Here is a 16,256-nt window from a genome sequence, read left to right as displayed (position 1 = left end):
CAAAAAGGTCAGAATTGTCTTCCAACCTATTTCTTTTATTTAAGACAGGCGACCGCTGTAGTCAATACTTTGGTCGACATTAGCGCCTAGGGCTTTCGAAACGCTGGTGTACTGCCAAGCGGCAGCATTATTATAATAATTATAGTTGGCCGCTTCGTCTTCAGACATTTCACTATAACCCTTGACATAATGGGCAATCCACATATTTTCTATACCAACCTGGCTGGTTGAGAAACTTCCGCCTCGGGTGTCCAACCAGTTGGCCATGGTGTAGTAGAGCAGATTATTGTAGCCTAGACTCTTCATGGTCTGGGTCCAGACCGAGGTATTGCTGTTGACATTGCTCAAGACATCGCTGTGCTCAATGTCATCTACCATGGCTGTGCTGGAGTCCAAGCCATAGGACTTGGCAACATTGACAAAGTAAGCGGCTTCGCTTCTGGCCTCGTCAGCATTTTTATAACGAGCAAAATGGTAGGCAGAGACCTTGAGTCCAGCAGCCTTAGCATTGGCAATTTGGCTAGCTGCATAAGGATTGATGTAGGAATTTCCTTCGGTCAATTTTACGACAACCCCTGTAATCCCACGCGATTTGAGCGCACGGTAACTATCTACAGAAATATTGTAGTTATAGCTGCTGACATCAATGAAGTAGCCATTGGCTCTTTCCTTATTTAAGTCGTATTGACCTAGGTTAAAGCCAGTCCGGCTACCATCTTGATAGTTGACATAGACATGGATAGTGTAGCTACCAGAAATCATGCCATGGTACTGCTCATCAACTTGAACGCTAGCCTTACCATTTTGCACATCCGCACTATACCAATGAATATTAGCCTGATTTTCTTCTGACCAGACAGCTACATCCATACTCTTGGCCTTTTTGGAAGTATCGGTCTCGTTGAGGACAACTCGGAGACTACCAGCAGCAGGATTATGATCCGCTACGCTCGGCCAAACCACAGCAGGCGTGACGGTAGCCGTTACGGTGAAATCAGTCGCTCCTAGGCCAACCAAACGTCCCCCTTCTAAACTAGAATAACCGTAGAGATGGACCAGGTATTTTCCAGATTCAAAGTTATGATCTTTCAACTTGATGGTGGCGCTATAACTGCCATCGCTCTGCTTACTTGCAGGGTACCAAACGATATCATCTTGGTCATTTTTTTGTGTCCAGACAGGAACTAGGACCGAGGTGATATAACTTGAAACCTTGTCAATCTTGACATTATAAGTGGCATCGTCTTGCTTGCTAATTTTAGCTGAAGCGCTCGGTGACGGAACCTCTATGCTGGTGGTATTGATTCCTACAAACTTGCTATTTTTATTGGCATAGGTATGAATATGATAGGTTCCGTAGCCTGAGTGATTGCTGTAAGGCGCCAAGGCTGAAAGTGACCCATCAGCAGGATACCAGTGGATGTCATCTTGATCACCAACCTGGGACCAAACTGCAAAGTAAATATTAGAGAGGTCAGCGGCTTCATTTGTATCTAAATGAAGTTGAATGCCATTGGCACCTAGACTTGCCCTGACCTTATTTTGGGGAGCAACCTTGCTGCTAGAAGCCGTTTCCTTGCGCTCAAAGCCAGGTGTTGCACTCAGGCCAATCAGACCTCTCGTAATCGAACTTTGGCCATAGATATGAACGCTGTAGTGGTCAAAATCATTGTGGTGATTAGCTGGCTTAATGGTCAGTGAATAGGTATTGGCATTCACCTTGTCCGCATGGTACCAAATCATGTCATCCTGGTCGTTTTTATCCGACCAGACTGGCACAAAAACTTCCGTTATATCGCTAGAAACATTGCCAACAGTCAGCTTGTAATCGCCATTTGAGGTCGCTTCAATTTTGCTGGAAATCTTTGGTGGGTTAACCATAATGCTGGTGGCATTGCGACCAATATTTTGACCATTAATGACGGAATAAGTATGAATAATATATTTTCCATAAAAACGGTGCTTAGATAAATCAATGTAGGCAGCACCTTGAGCATTGGCCTGATACCAAACCATATCATCTTGGTCATTTTCCTCAGTCCAAACCGCAAAATAAAGGGCTTCATTGCTTGCAATGGAGCGGTTGTAATGGATGATCAAGGTCTTGCCAGATACAGAGGCGCTGGTGACTTCCGAGCTGGATTGACCAGCTGCAGTAGCGCGCGCAACTGTCGCCCCAGCACTGGCTCGAAGAACTCTTGAACCTTCATTGATGGTTTGATCTGCTACTTGCAGCTGGTCTTCCTCATCTGAAGGGTCTACTTGATTAGTTGAGGCAGGTGCTTGTATCTGAGCTTCTGAATCTCTTTGACTGGATTGGACCTCCGAAGCTGATTGGTTATCAGTTTCCCAATCGCTGATGGTTTCAGAACCTGCTGGTTCTGACTGACTGGACTGGCTGGTTTCATCAACCAATTGGTTTTGCCCTTCTTGGCTGCTGTCATCAAGGGTGCTTGTCGAAGCAGGCTGACTAGTATTTTCTACAGACTTAGGCGAATCTTGCGTATCAGTCGCCGTCACCGATGGATCCGTCGAAACCGAGGCAAGCTCCCTACTTGCCCCCGTTTGCGGATAGCTCTGCTCATCAGCAGCTACTAGACCGCTGGTCCCCAATACTGTTAAAGCGGCCGCACTAGCAATGACCCAGTGCTTTTTGACCTTGTACATTTTTTTTCGCATTCTCTCTCATCCTTTTTACTTAATCGAATTCGCCTACAAGTCTTTGAAAAAAGATAAAATCTTCTCCTTGCTTAGATTTTGGGCAATTCTTAGATTTTCCTATTTTTCTACGACTTGCTTAAGAGTTACATATCTTGACATTTAATTTGTCAATCCTATCCATCATAAAGTTTTCGGGTTAATAATGACTTAAACCAGAATTTCATATCCCTGGGTCGCTAAAAGATGGATAGCCCGTTCAAATTGGTCTGCCTTAGTCAATAGATAGTCTGTATTGTAGGTTGACAAGGCAAAGATGCTAATTTGATTTTCGGCCAAAATGTTGGAAATCTTTGCTAAAATGCCAATCAAGGAAAAATCCAGCACCCCTTTAATTCGAAAGGCTCGCCAGCTAGGGTCAACCTTGCTGACATTATCAGGAACTAAAGCCTCTGGACAGACTAAGGACTTCTCCTGGTCTGTCTGAGCGAGAAAAACAAAGGGAGAAGCGAAATCAACTTGGGAAAAGTCTGCCAATTGACAGACGGCAAAATTTTCTTTCAGTGCTTTTATTTGCATTGGGTCCTCCTTATGAGAAAGGGCCGGCTACGCTTGCCGACCCAATTATCATGACCTATTAAAGACAGGCCAGTTGCCACCAACTTTTGATTAATAGTTAACTAGCCAAGGCTTGCTTGACTGAACCTCCTCGCTCTTCAATTTTAATCATCTTCGTCCATGGACAAGACAGATAGGAAGGCCTCTTGAGGCACTTCGACTGATCCAATGGCCTTCATGCGTTTTTTACCAGCCTTTTGTTTTTCCAAGAGTTTACGTTTTCGAGAAACGTCACCGCCGTAACACTTGGCCAGGACATTCTTACGCAGGGCCTTGATGTCGGAACGAGCGACAATCTTTTGCCCAATGGCAGCCTGGATAGGCACTTCAAACTGTTGACGGGGGATGATTTTCTTGAGCTTTTCAACAATTAACTTGCCTCGCTCATAGGCAAATTCACTGTGGACAATGAAGCTGAGGGCATCAACCTTGTCGCCATTGAGGAGGATATCCATCTTAACCAATTTGGAACTGCGATACTCAGAAATTTCATAGTCAAAGCTAGCATAACCACGTGTCGAAGACTTGAGCTTATCAAAGAAATCAAAGACGATTTCTGCTAGAGGAATCTGGTAGATAACATTGACCCGATTGTCATCAATGTATTCCATAGTGACGAAATCGCCCCGCTTGCGCTGGCAGAGTTCCATAACCGCCCCGACATATTCCTGAGGAACCATAATCTGAGCCTTAACAAAGGGCTCTTCAATGGAATCGACCTTGGTTAGGTCAGGAAATTCAGAAGGGTTGGAAACTTCCAAAAGTTCACCATCGGTTGTATTGACATGATAGACAACCGAAGGCGCCGTCATGATGAGGTCGATATTGAACTCCCGCTCCAAGCGTTCCTGGATAACATCCATATGGAGGAGGCCCAAGAAACCTGCCCGAAAGCCAAAACCTAGGGCTTGCGAAGTTTCGGGTTCAAATTGTAGACTGGCATCATTGAGCTGGAGCTTCTCTAGTGCTTCCCGCAGGTCATTATACTTATTGGACTCAACCGGATAAAGGCCAGCAAAGACCATAGAATTCATCTGCTTGTAACCATGCAAGGCCTGGTCTGCTGGTCGGTCAGCTAGGGTAATGGTATCCCCGACCCGAGTGTCGGCCACAGTCTTGATGGAAGCTGCAATATAGCCAACATCACCGGTCGCCAAATAGTCACGGCCGACAGCCTTAGGCGTGAAAATTCCCACCTCAGTCACATCAAAGGTCTTACCGTTAGACATGAGCTGGATTTTATCCCCTGGTTTGACCATACCATTGACAATCCGCACCTGGAGGATAACCCCACGGTAGGCATCGTAAACCGAGTCAAAGATTAGGGCCTGTAGGGGCGCTTCCACATCCCCTGCTGGGGCAGGCACCTTGTCAACAATCTGCTCAAGGATTTCTTCAATACCAATACCAGCCTTGGCAGAAGCCAAAACCGCCTCACTAGCATCTAGACCGATAACATCTTCGATTTCCTGGCGAACCCGCTCTGGATCCGCTGCTGGCAGGTCAATTTTATTGATGACGGGCAGGATTTCCAGATCATTATCCAAGGCCAGATAGACATTGGCCAAGGTTTGAGCTTCAATCCCCTGAGCCGCATCCACCACCAAGACGGCTCCTTCACAGGCAGCTAAAGAGCGTGAGACTTCGTAGGTGAAATCGACATGCCCCGGCGTGTCAATCAGGTGGAAAATATAGGTCTCCCCATCCTTAGCGGTGTAATTGAGCTGGACGGCATTGAGCTTGATGGTGATACCACGCTCGCGCTCCAAGTCCATGCTATCCAATAGCTGAGCCTGCATTTCCCGGTCAGAAACCGTCTCCGTCTGTTCCAAAATGCGATCGGCCAGGGTTGATTTCCCATGGTCAATATGGGCAATGATGGAGAAGTTACGAATCTTCTCCTGCCGTTCTTTAAGTTCTTGAATGTTCATGATTGTTCCTTATTGGCGAATTTAGTCACTCTATTATACCAAAAAATCAGCCTAGGCATAGGACTGATTTCTAGGATTTTTTTTAATAAAAACAAGGTAGGACAGATATTTTTACACAGTCACTCCTCTGGAGAGCAACCCAACTTATCCTGCCTCAAAGATAAATCACTGATCAAACCAGATGGCAACTTCCCTCTGGGCTGACTCTAAAGAATCAGAACCGTGGGCGATATTTTTAATAGCCTGACCAGGTAAGGCAGCAAGGGCAAAGTCACCCCGAATGGTGCCAGCTTGAGCCTGGCTAGGGTCGGTTGCCCCCAACATATCTCGCCAAGCTTGCACCGCACCTACTCCTGCCAAAGTCCCAATCAGGACAGGACCACTGGTCATAAAGTCACAAATAGTTGGAAAGAAGGGCTTATCTACCAAGTCCGCATAGTGCTTTTCCAAGGTAGGACGGTCAATCTGGCGCATCTCCATACGAGTGATTTTCAAACCACGCCCTTCTGCTCGCTCTAAAACTCGACCAACCAGGCCCCGCTCCAAACAATCTGGCTTTAAGATAAAAAAGGTTTCTTCCATGATAAACTCCTCAAAGACTTGTAATAGTTTAGGTTGTGAAAACTATTATAACAAGTTTTTCAGAAAATATCATGAAACTCATTTCAAAAAACTTTCCAAAGAGATACTGATATTCGAAGTTTTATCTGTCTATCTAGCAACCCTAACTCAGGCCCTGAAATTATGCTGATGACTTCTTCCGATAAGCTCTCCAGCTTCTTCTGCTCAACCAGAGACAGCCCAGCATGATGATTTCATAGAGAACAAAGAAGAGAATAAAGCAATGGAGAAAATAATCCTCGGGCAGGACCCAGATGATAGGGTCGGTGTAGGGATTAAAGAGCCAGTTGGTTGCGCCTGGAAAAAGTAGCTGATGAAAAAGGGTAAAGAACTGGTCAAATCCGATAAGAAAGGCCACAAGTCCCAGCAAAACTGGTAGAATAGCTAAAGCTGCAAAGAACCGACTGGCCAGCCAAAGGGATTTGGTTCGCAACTGGCGCTTGAAATAGAACCAAGAAGGTAGAAGGCTAATTAGAAAGACCAACTGATCTAGATGAAAGAGGTGCTTAACATCGCGAAAATGGGCCAGTCCCTCGGCCGATGAGGGAAAGTCAGCCATCTTGAGCTCAGCCACCCAAGGCAGGGTCAAATAGCTCATCAGCTGGTGAAAATTATAGAGCAACTGGTGGTTAGTCAGTCCTCTAAGTTTAGCTAGGTGTAGCCAATGATTTTCTAAAGGATAGAGGACCCAGGCCAAATAAATAGTTAACAAAATGGCTAGACTTAAGAGCCAGAAGGCAAAGCCAGCCAATTTTACTTTTTCTTTCATTTAGAGCTCCCAATCATCTAGGCTATCGACAACATGGCTAGGTTTAACGGGTAGACCTGGGACATCTTCTGGCTTGGTGAAGCCTGTCAAGACCAAGAGGGTATCCACATCATTTTTGATCCCTGCCATGATATCGGTCATATAATTGTCCCCGACCATAACTGCCTGATCTCGGCTCAAGCCCAGCCTATCCAAGGCTTTATTGATAATGACCGCCTCTGGTTTACCGATAATAACAGGCTTAACCCGAGTCGCTGACTCCAGGAGATTTTGAATGGCGCCAGCTCCTGGCTCTTGACCGCGCTCGGTTGGAATATTGAGGTCAGGATTGGTCCCGATAAAGAGAGCTCCTTTTTGGATAGCCAGAGTCGCGGTTACCAACATTTCATAGGTCAGTCCACGATCAAGACCAACCACAACATAGGCTGGGTTATCCTTATCCTCCATATAACCGGCCTCAGCAATAGCTGACTTGAGGCCAACTTCTCCGATAACGTAGGCAGTCTTGCCTCGCTTCATATCATTCATATAATCAACAGTTGCCAAAGTCGCGGTGTAGATGGTTTCTAGCGGTGTTTCCACATTAAAATTCTTAGCCAACATTTTCTGCACCATCTGCGGGGTCCGCATAGTATTGTTGGTCACCAAGGTGTAGGGAATTTTTTGCTCCTGCAGGCGTTTGATAAAGCGCTCACCAGCTGGAATCCGTTCCTTCCCTCGGTAAATGGTCCCGTCTAAATCAATTAAATAACCTTTGTAAGTCATGCTTGCTCCTAATCATAAGTCTTTCTCGGGGGGCATGTCTAGTCCCTTCCTGTATCAAGAGAGTCACCTTGTTTTTTTCATGGCTGCTAAGCAACTTCTGCCATAAAATGCCTTTCTTATTGCTGTTCACGCTCCCGCCACTCTATCTGGGCTTGGGCGTGGAGGCCTTGGTCGGTCTTAATCTCGTGCTGGCTAGTCAGGCCATCTTGGTGCATCCGAGTGATGATGTCTTTGCCGTAATGGATTTCCTTGAGGTATTTGAGGTGGATTTTCTTAGGGACATGGCTCTTGAGAAAATCAAGGTCCATGGCTTCATACATCCACTCCAGATACTTGCTGTTGTTGACATGGCCGTTCATATCCAAGTCCAAATAACGAACATGAAAACGGGCTTCTTGCGCCTCTTCCAGAGGCTTGTATTTTGGTCCCCGAAGTAATTTTTTTATCTTCTCAGATTCATAGGGGGCAACAATTTCATCCTTGACCGTCACCACCTTGCGGCTATCATAATCCATGAGAACAAAGGTGGAGGAAATCTCAATAATCTGCTGGCCATCTTGACCGTATATATAGAACTTCCGATAACAAAAGAGCTTGTTATAGGCGATAGCTTCAGTCTCCACCTCAATGGTTTCGGCATAGCGGGGCAGTCGCTTGATATCCAGCTCATAGTCTGTAATAACCCAGACTAGATTAAAATGCTCCAAAAGCCAATCGTCGGTATTACCCAGGCTTTCTGACTGCAGGCCTGATACTTGCAGGGCGAAAGACAGCAGGTGGGGGAGTTTTATCTGATGATTGATGTCGCTTTCGTAAAACGGAACTTGATAAGTCACCTTAAATTTTTTTCCCATGAATGCTCCTTTTAATGTTTGCCAGATGTTTCAAAAAGTCTGGCCATTCACCTTATACTCTTCGAAAATCAAAATTTTCCCACGGATAAAGTCACTCTATAATTTCTCATTAGAGTGACTACGAAAACTACAATTGTAGTTTTCTATATCCCTGACTAATTTCATAAAAACTGTAATAGTGACAGTTTTTACTCCATGTCGCATCGTTAACTCACCTTGCCGTACTTACTGAAGAAAGCGAAGATTTCCCTATGTCCAATCTCAAAAGGTCTCCCAGACCTTTTGAGCTACCTGCAGTTTGTGCGATGCCTCACAAAGTTGGTCGATTTCACCAACTTTGTGAGGTTAGTAAGGAAGCTAGGCAATCGCTATAGAGAGTGCCATTAGCTATCAAGCCACTAAAGTGGCTGATAGCTTTGCTCCTTGCCTCGGGTCTTTCGATTTTCATTGAGTATTAGTCAATGAAAAATTTTTCAGCCACCGTGTCACCTAAAAACAGGCCTCGCTTGGTCATGCGGATCTGGTCGCCTTGAGTTTGAAGGAGACCGTCAGCCAGCAAGTCGGCCACAATCTGACCATAGCGTTGTTGGAAGTCTTCTTGAAATTTTTCCTGAAAACGATTGATAGAAATGCCTGATTTCTTGCGAAGGCCTAAGAAAATTTCCTCTTCCATCTGCTCGGACTTGGTCAATTTTTCCTCATGCAAGCGAGCATGACCGGCTTGCGCAACGGCCTTGAGGTAGTGCTGAATAGGGCCACGATTGCGGTAGCGGACACCATCCAGATAGCCTGAAGCCCCTGCTCCTAGGCCGTAATACTCGACATTATCCCAGTAGACCAGATTGTGCCGGCTCTCGTAGCCTGGCTTGGTGAAATTGGAAATCTCGTAGTGCTCAAAGCCGTGTTTCTCCAGCTCGTCAATAATATAGGTGAACATGTCGCTCTCGACATCTTCATTGGGCAGGTGGAGCCGACCACGACGCATCTTATTCATAAAGACCGTGTGATTCTCCAGAATCAGACTGTAGAGACTGAGGTGGGGAATATCCAGAGCCAGAGCCTTTTTGACATTGGTCTTGACCTGATCCATGGTTTGCCCTGGCAGGGCGTAGATGAGGTCGATGGAAATATTGTCAAAACCAGCCTGCTTGAGGGCTGAGACCGACTGGTAAATTTGAGCCTCATTGTGACTGCGGCCGATGCGCTTGAGCTCCTTATCATCAAAGGTCTGCACGCCCAGAGAGACTCGGTTGACGGCTGATTTTTGCAAAACTTCAACCTTATCTGCCGTCAAATCACCGGGATTGGCTTCAATGGTGAATTCTTCCAGAGCCGACAAATCCAAACTCTCCTGTAAGCCCAACAGAAGGACCTCCAACTGCGAGGCTGACAGGGCGGTCGGGGTCCCGCCACCAATATAGAGGGTTCGCAAATTTTTTATATCATAAAAACGAAACTCCTCCAGCAAGGCCTGCAAATAATCATCCACCGGCTGGTTCTTGATGAAGACCTTGGAAAAATCGCAATAGTAGCAAATCTGCGTGCAAAAAGGGATGTGCACATAGGCAGAGGTCGGTTTAGTAAACATGGCCCTATTATAGCATTTTCAGAAGGAGAAATTAAGGGAGGGGATTGATGGAAAGAAAAAGCCCCCGACTATGGAAAGCGGGGAGCTTAAGGAATACAATATAAAATCTAATAATATACTATTTATCGCAAAATATTCTCTCAAAACATAATAAGCATAAGTTCTAAAAAAACTAATATTTTTTTATAGCGAAGTATCGTAATATGAGAAAAGAATCAGCAAACTACAATCTGCTTAATCCACTTTCAAATATTTTTGTATCTTTCTCAAATCCTATATATTTCCTATGAAGCTCTTTGGCTGCCAATAGAGTTGTAGCACTACCTGCAAATGGATCCAAAATAACTTGCCCCTCTACTGTAACAAGCTCCACTAATAGCTTCATTAAATTAATCGGCTTCTGTGTAGTATGGTATTTCCTATCATCTGGTTGAAACTCAACCTTTATCATATTAGACTGATTTGACATGTCTTGATTAATATTCCATTTTTTCAAGGCATCTTCATACCATGCACCTACGCCATTTTCTAAGACATTATTTGCAATTGTACCTCCTGTTTTATAAGGCTTTTGTAACCATAATATTGGCTCAAATAATGGTCTTAAATTTGCAACTCGCCAACCCTCCCAATTTTTTTGATTTTCATAATCTCCTCTACGTTCATAAATCTTCGACAGACGTTGTGCTCTATGCGGAGCCTTATCTCTCTCCCAACTCAACATATCTTTAAATGTGAATCCAGCTTCTTCAAGAGCAATTATGACTCTGTGTGAATATTTCCTTCCAGCAAAAACAAAAGCACTGCCCCCTGGCTTTAAAACCCGGAACCATTCTTTGGACCAAGAAGAAACCCAATTTTGATATTCTAGTGGTCTTTGTTTGTCCGCTTCAGACCAACCATTCAATGGTTTTCCTCTTCTTTTGAAAAGTTTATTTTTAGTTTGTGAAAGAGAACTACCACCCAATCCACTATTCGTATTAGAATGAAGAACATCCCACTCATCATAATCGATACCGTACGGAATGTCTGAAATAATAGAATGAATTGAATTGGTAGGAATCCTACTTAAACCTACTATGCTATCTTCATTATAAAAACAATCGATCTTCATTTTCTAGCCCCTCAACAAATTTATTAATAGTGTTTAATTTTGCAGAGATATTAATTTCTTTCAAAAGCTCTTCTATGGCTTCATCTTTAGTCAATGATTTTACTCTTTCAATCTCCTGTTTCCAGTGATCACTTTCATCATTTGATCTTAGTTTAATGTTCAATATCTCTTCTTGTAGTAACTCATGAAGTCGACTTCTTTCCAATTTAAATAGTTCAATAAAGTAATTATTAAACTCTGTCATAAAATTACTTTCGGAACTATAAACTGTCGTCTTTTTGCTATGCTTCAATGGAAAATTCCAAAGCTGTTCAAGGGTAAATGTGGAAGTTTCTGTAATATCTAATTGTAGTAAAACCGATAAATGTTCCCAACTAAAGAGCAAAACATTCTCATCCAAAGACTGTTTAAAAATCTGACTATTTTTGGTTGGATATTGAAAAAATGGTGCTACTAGGACGGCATAGTCCTTATCTCCTCTCCACTCACTAAGGGCTTTTACTTTAAAATCTTTCTGATTTTTCGCCGTACGGCTCAACCTAAATGATTTCGCATCTGCCACTAATCCATAATTGTATTCAACGGATTGTGCGACAACATCACCAGCATTTCCCCTCTCTTCTAAGGGCTTAGCATTCAAATTCAATAGTTGTAAAGCTCTCGAAAGAACAATATCCCCAGCTTTTGAGAAAAGTTTTTCTTGGGAAGAACTTGTTTTTATTGCTTCTGGTAAAATTCCAATGGAACGAACCAACTCAACCATACCTTTATTGGACTGTTGATTAATAAAACTTTCCAATTGTTCACTTGACTTTTTAAAATCCAAACTAGAAGTTGATAATTCGTGAATTAGGCAAAGTAATTTTTGAAAAGTAGATTTTTCTATATTTTTATCCTCTTTTTTATTCATCGTTATTCTCCTTTCAGACACAAAAAGCAGAACACACTAATAGAGTGTGCTCTGCTATATTTTTTGTATCATAAAAAGAGGTTAACGAATTAACCTTGACTAAGTGCTGTGCTGTGCTGTGCTGTGCTGTGCTGTGCTGTGCTGTGCTGTGCTGTGCTGTGCTGTGCTGTGCTAATGATTGTAGCATGGCATTCTCCTCATGACATAATATTTTTTTAAAAAAAGAATTTTTTCTCTCGTCAAATTAACTTTCAAAGCTCAAAAACTTATCTTTCTTAACTAGCTTTTTTATTATATCATACTTAAATAAAACTAGATGACACTATATTTCTCATTAATCATATAAAAAAGCAACCCAATTTGGATTGCTTTTTTCATCTTTAATCTGGCTAATCTGCTGGAGTTTCCCTTTCCACGGTCTTGGGCTCTAGGTCAACAGAAGGTTGCTCGACTGAGTCATCTTGCTCGGAGTCTTCTAGTTCCACATCTTCAAGGTTAGGAGCCGAATACTCTACCACTTGTTCATCGTCTAGAGAAACCTCCTGAGATAAATCAAAGGTGTAGGTGTTTTCTTCATCTTTGAGGAGGGTGGAGACCTGCTCCTGGATGGATGGCTCCTCTTGGTCAGCTGGCAAGTCTTGCCCTAGGACAAACTCTTGCGCCTCAAGGTTTGGGACTGCTTGAGTGTCAGCCATCTCTGGATTTAGCGAAAGGTCTAGCTTAAGATTTCGGTTGGCTTGGTCATCTGCCTCATCTGTTTGAAGATATGTGGGGGCTTCTTCAAGGGCTGGACTAGCCATTGTTTCTTGTAAAGACTCTTTGGCTTCAAGGGATGGATTTTGGCCAGTTTGGACCGATTGCTCTTCCTCTCCTAGCTCTAACCCATCTGTGCCCACTTCCTCAACTGGGGGAATCTGACCAGCTTCAAGAGGTCCTTCTTGGTTCTCAGGGGTCGGTTGATCTCCTAGAGCCTCGCTTTGCCTTTCAGGTGACTGGGGAGTTCCACCACTTGCTTTCTGATTATCAGGGGATAAGGTTTGTCCGGCTGGTTTCTCCTGATTGACAGGGGTTTGCCCAGCTTCTGGGGCTACTCCATGGGTCTCAAGAGTTTGGTCAACTTGCGCATCTTCTTGAGTTGGGAAATCTTCTTTTTCTTGACTTTCAGGAGATGGATTGGTTGGGACAACTGTCTCTTGGACTTGGGACTTGGCTTCTGCGACTGGTCTTGGGGCAGGCTCTCCCAGCTCCCGACGGTAGTCTGCTGGCAAGGCTAGGTTGGCTGCCTTGTATTGGGCCTGGAGATCCAGGGTAATTGCTGCTCGATTGCCCAGTACATTGCGGAGCTTATCTCTAAAGCTAGCATAATTGCCCAGGTCAAAGAAGAACTCTGGTGCCGAGTAGCGTGGATTGTGCATCCGCTCCTTAAAGCCCATAATCAACTGGCGACTTTCAAAGGCTGTCCGAATGGCCGAAAGAATCTCATTGCCCTGGTTGATGTCCAGATAGATATCCGAACGACCAAAGAGCTGGCGGACCGTCATATTGGTCACATTAGGATAGAGGTGGACATTGCTGAAGCGCCCCAGACTGAGGAGCCTGCTGGACATTTCCGTAATGGCCGCAATATGCAGGGTCATGTCCGGGAAATCTTCAATGATATTTTCTACATAATCCAACTGGTCAGAATTGGTCAAAATCAAGGCTTCCTTGCGGGCCTGATTATCCCTTTGGAAAGGATAGAGGAGGCCGACATAGGTGAAGGCTTCCCTTTGCTCTGGGGTCACCATCCTCAAGATTTTCTCGTAGGTATTGGCATCCTGGACGATAATCTTGGTTTTGCGCTCTGCATCTGGCTTGAGGAGGAGCTGCATATTATAAGGCAGGCTATCGCCAATGGGCTCCTGCCAGAAAAGGACGTCATCGCCTTCTTGGTGGAGTTGGTATTTGACTAGGAAGGGAAGACCCAAGGTGTTAAAAATGATTCGGTCCAAATCGTAACCTGAAGCCTGGATATAGTAGGTGACAAAATCAGCCTTGGACTTGAAGATATAAATCTTGCCTTCGTGCTCCAAAACCAAATCGCCAGTCACATAGTTTTCCATCAGAACTTCCTTGCCAGACTTGTCGTAATAGGACTTCTGAACGGCTTGACTATCACGATTGTAGATGGTTTGGGCAAAACGGTAACCGTACTTATTGTAGTGGTCGGTCGAGCGAATCTTGCCCGCCTCGTCCAGCCAGTCAACCGATTGGACAAAGCGATTGTGAGTTGGCTTAGAGAAATGGATGTTGGCCCGTTTTTTATTGAGGTCAAAAATTTGACCGCTGGAATTGGTGGCCTTGATTTCCCAAAACTTAGGCACAGGAATCTCATTGAAATGCAGAGGCTTGCCTGTGGCATTGACAAAGCCGGTGAAAAAGAGGAAGGGAGAGGTCACATCATCAGGCAGGAAACCATTGTCGTTGATGGCAATGGTAGTATTTTGATAGCCCGACAGGATGAGGGAATAATGGAGGTCCCAGCTGTCTTGATTATAATTTTCAAAAAGGTTAATCATTGCTCAAGCTCCTTCTCTTTGGTCGGGTCGGTCTCATCCTTTTGGTCCTTATCCTGGGACTGACTGGCCTCAGCAGTCTGACTCTTGTCTAGGGCCGAAGGCTGTGGCTGAATCAGGTCTGCAATCAGTTGCTGCCACTTGGCTTCGACCTTGTCGGTTAGATAGTTCTTGGCTAGGTCGTAAGATACTCGGTGCATGCTGTCCAGATTGGCCAAGGTGAAAATTTGGACAATCTTGGTACTGAGGCTTTCGACAATTTCCTGGTCGGTATCCAATTCTGAAATGGGAATCAGGTAGCCATTTTCTTCGTCCTTAATAAAGTTCTGATTACCGTAGCGGGCATCAAAGCCAATCAGAGGAAGACCGGAACCAATAGCCTCCATCAGGGTCAGGCCAAAACCTTCACTCTTGGAGCCCGAGAGATAGACCTCGTGGTGCATATAGGTGTGGCTCAAATCCTGGTGACCCAGAAGCTGGATATAGTCCTTGGCCCCCTTTTCTTCAATGATTTGCCGCAACTTGGCTTCTTCACTACCAGAACCATAAATGTCAAAGTTAATATCTGGTACCACTTCATGGGCTTCAACGACAGCTTCAATCAGCCAGTCAACATGTTTTTCGGTAGCCAAACGAGAGGCTGTCATGACCGAGAAAGGAATCCGTGGACTCTTAGGCTCCTTGATTTCATCAAGAGAACCGACCGGAATAGTAACAATCCTAGGCTCCTGATGCTTATAAATCAGGAACTGTTGACTGAGGATTTCTTTTTGGCGGTCAGTAGCCACGATAAAGACATCGACACTATCAGCATTGGTAAACTGGAAGTCATAGTAGTTATTCCAAAGGACCGAGTTGGCATTGGTGCCATTTTCACTATAGTGCTCGGCATGAACCACCACGCCCAGCTTGGCTGGCTTAACCTGACGAAAGACTGCTTGTCCGATACCGGTTGAGCGGTCAAGAAGGACCAAGTCATCAGCGCTCAGGGCCAATTTTTCCATAAAGTAGGCGACCAATTCTTCCTTGGAGTAGAGAATCCGATTGGGAAAGCGATAGAAAGGCTGGTCCCCATCGGTAATCTCATCATAGGCCACACTACCGTTGAGATTGTAAAAGGTCCGCTTGTAGAGCTTGGCCGCATTATCCTTGGGGGCGTAAAATTCTGTAAAGGACAAGGTCTTGCCATTATTGTAGAAATCCTTGCGAACCAGATTCCCATTGGAAACGAATTCAATTCGATGGATGATTTCCTTGCTGTGGCGACAATAATAGGCCGTGGCAAAATCGCGATTGCCAAAATAGAAACGAACCAGCTTGTCTTCACGGTCAACCTTGGTAATTTCTCTGGTAAACTGAGCCTTGAGGTCGCTTTCGGTCAGGGTGGTCGGTGCTGGCTCTTGGTCGGTAAAGTAACTATAGAGCCAGATAATCTGGTCATCACTAAAACCGACATTGCGGGTCATGTCAACGATATTATCCTGGCTGAAAAAATCGGTAAAGACAAACTTGGCATCCAGTCCAAGATTTTTAAAGACTTTGGAGCGGTAGGCCTGGGCATACTCAACCCCGCTGGAGGCCCAGCCAATTCCTAAATTGATATTATAAATTGTCATGGTGACCTTTCTAATGGGCTTGGGACAATTCATCGAGCCTAGAGTTTCTCCAGGATCGATCGGCTCAGGACTTGACCTGAACCTCAGCTTTTGTCACAAGCAGGCTTTTTTCTGACTAGCTAGGCTAGATGGAAAAGCAAAAGATGGGCAAAACTTGGCCTTAAGAGGGCCTCTATTCAGCTTTTCCTTTGCTTTTCTCTGCACCCTTCATCATACCATAATTCTAATAATTTCGCCTTGGTCTGCCAAGGAGATAC

The 16,256-nt window shown here is 44.6% G+C and carries 12 protein-coding genes; all 12 read right to left on the bottom strand.

Translation table 11 applies throughout. The features are described from left to right. Positions 1-39: 39 nt before the first annotated feature. The 12 genes from DYE66_RS05545 to gtfA all read right to left on the bottom strand — a co-directional run bounded on the left by DYE66_RS05545 (position 40) and on the right by gtfA (position 15,999). Positions 40-2,679 (bottom strand): GBS Bsp-like repeat-containing protein, encoded by a 2,640-nt coding sequence (locus DYE66_RS05545; RefSeq protein ID WP_003000151.1) that lies wholly within the window; start codon positions 2,677-2,679, stop codon positions 40-42. A 189-nt stretch (positions 2,680-2,868) separates the two neighbouring features. Further along, positions 2,869-3,237 (bottom strand): ACT domain-containing protein, encoded by a 369-nt coding sequence (locus DYE66_RS05540; protein WP_003000462.1) that lies wholly within the window; start codon positions 3,235-3,237, stop codon positions 2,869-2,871. A 143-nt stretch (positions 3,238-3,380) separates the two neighbouring features. Further along, positions 3,381-5,207: a translation elongation factor 4 gene (gene lepA, locus DYE66_RS05535; RefSeq protein ID WP_002999844.1), complete on the bottom strand. Its 1,827-nt coding sequence runs from the start codon at positions 5,205-5,207 to the stop codon at positions 3,381-3,383. A gap of 165 nt (positions 5,208-5,372) precedes the next feature. Then, a complete protein-coding gene (ndk, locus tag DYE66_RS05530) occupies positions 5,373-5,789 on the bottom strand; it encodes a nucleoside-diphosphate kinase (RefSeq protein WP_002999932.1) in 417 nt (138 codons plus the stop codon). 160 nt (positions 5,790-5,949) lie between these two features. After that, positions 5,950-6,597 (bottom strand): TIGR01906 family membrane protein, encoded by a 648-nt coding sequence (locus tag DYE66_RS05525; RefSeq protein ID WP_003000283.1) that lies wholly within the window; start codon positions 6,595-6,597, stop codon positions 5,950-5,952. Next, complete coding sequence (locus DYE66_RS05520) at positions 6,598-7,362, bottom strand: TIGR01457 family HAD-type hydrolase (protein WP_003000064.1); 765 nt, start codon at positions 7,360-7,362, stop codon at positions 6,598-6,600. It lies immediately after the preceding gene. 116 nt (positions 7,363-7,478) lie between these two features. Continuing rightward, positions 7,479-8,216, bottom strand: coding sequence for an acyl-ACP thioesterase domain-containing protein (locus tag DYE66_RS05515; protein WP_003000465.1), 738 nt, complete (start codon positions 8,214-8,216; stop codon positions 7,479-7,481). Positions 8,217-8,670: 454 nt separating this feature from the next. Next, the gene (hemW, locus tag DYE66_RS05510) at positions 8,671-9,804 is read right to left on the bottom strand and encodes a radical SAM family heme chaperone HemW (protein ID WP_003000522.1); all 1,134 of its coding nucleotides are present in this window, start codon (positions 9,802-9,804) and stop codon (positions 8,671-8,673) included. Positions 9,805-10,027: 223 nt separating this feature from the next. Further along, positions 10,028-10,918, bottom strand: a complete 891-nt coding sequence (locus DYE66_RS05505) for a DNA-methyltransferase (protein ID WP_003000263.1) — start codon at positions 10,916-10,918, stop codon at positions 10,028-10,030. Continuing rightward, positions 10,896-11,828 (bottom strand): HindIII family type II restriction endonuclease, encoded by a 933-nt coding sequence (locus DYE66_RS05500; RefSeq protein ID WP_002999751.1) that lies wholly within the window; start codon positions 11,826-11,828, stop codon positions 10,896-10,898. Before DYE66_RS05500 ends, DYE66_RS05505 begins: the two co-directional genes overlap by 23 nt. A 389-nt stretch (positions 11,829-12,217) precedes the next feature. Next, positions 12,218-14,386, bottom strand: coding sequence for an accessory Sec system glycosylation chaperone GtfB (gene gtfB / locus DYE66_RS05495; protein ID WP_003000434.1), 2,169 nt, complete (start codon positions 14,384-14,386; stop codon positions 12,218-12,220). Further along, positions 14,383-15,999 (bottom strand): accessory Sec system glycosyltransferase GtfA, encoded by a 1,617-nt coding sequence (gene gtfA / locus DYE66_RS05490; protein ID WP_003000147.1) that lies wholly within the window; start codon positions 15,997-15,999, stop codon positions 14,383-14,385. The genes gtfB and gtfA overlap by 4 nt, the downstream gene beginning before the upstream one ends. Between the last annotated feature and the right edge of the window lie 257 nt (positions 16,000-16,256).

This window comes from Streptococcus downei MFe28 (assembly GCF_900459175.1).
Lineage (GTDB): Bacteria > Bacillota > Bacilli > Lactobacillales > Streptococcaceae > Streptococcus > Streptococcus downei.
The sequence above is the reverse complement of the archived record's forward strand: the minus strand, read 5'-3'. Positions and strand labels throughout refer to the sequence as shown.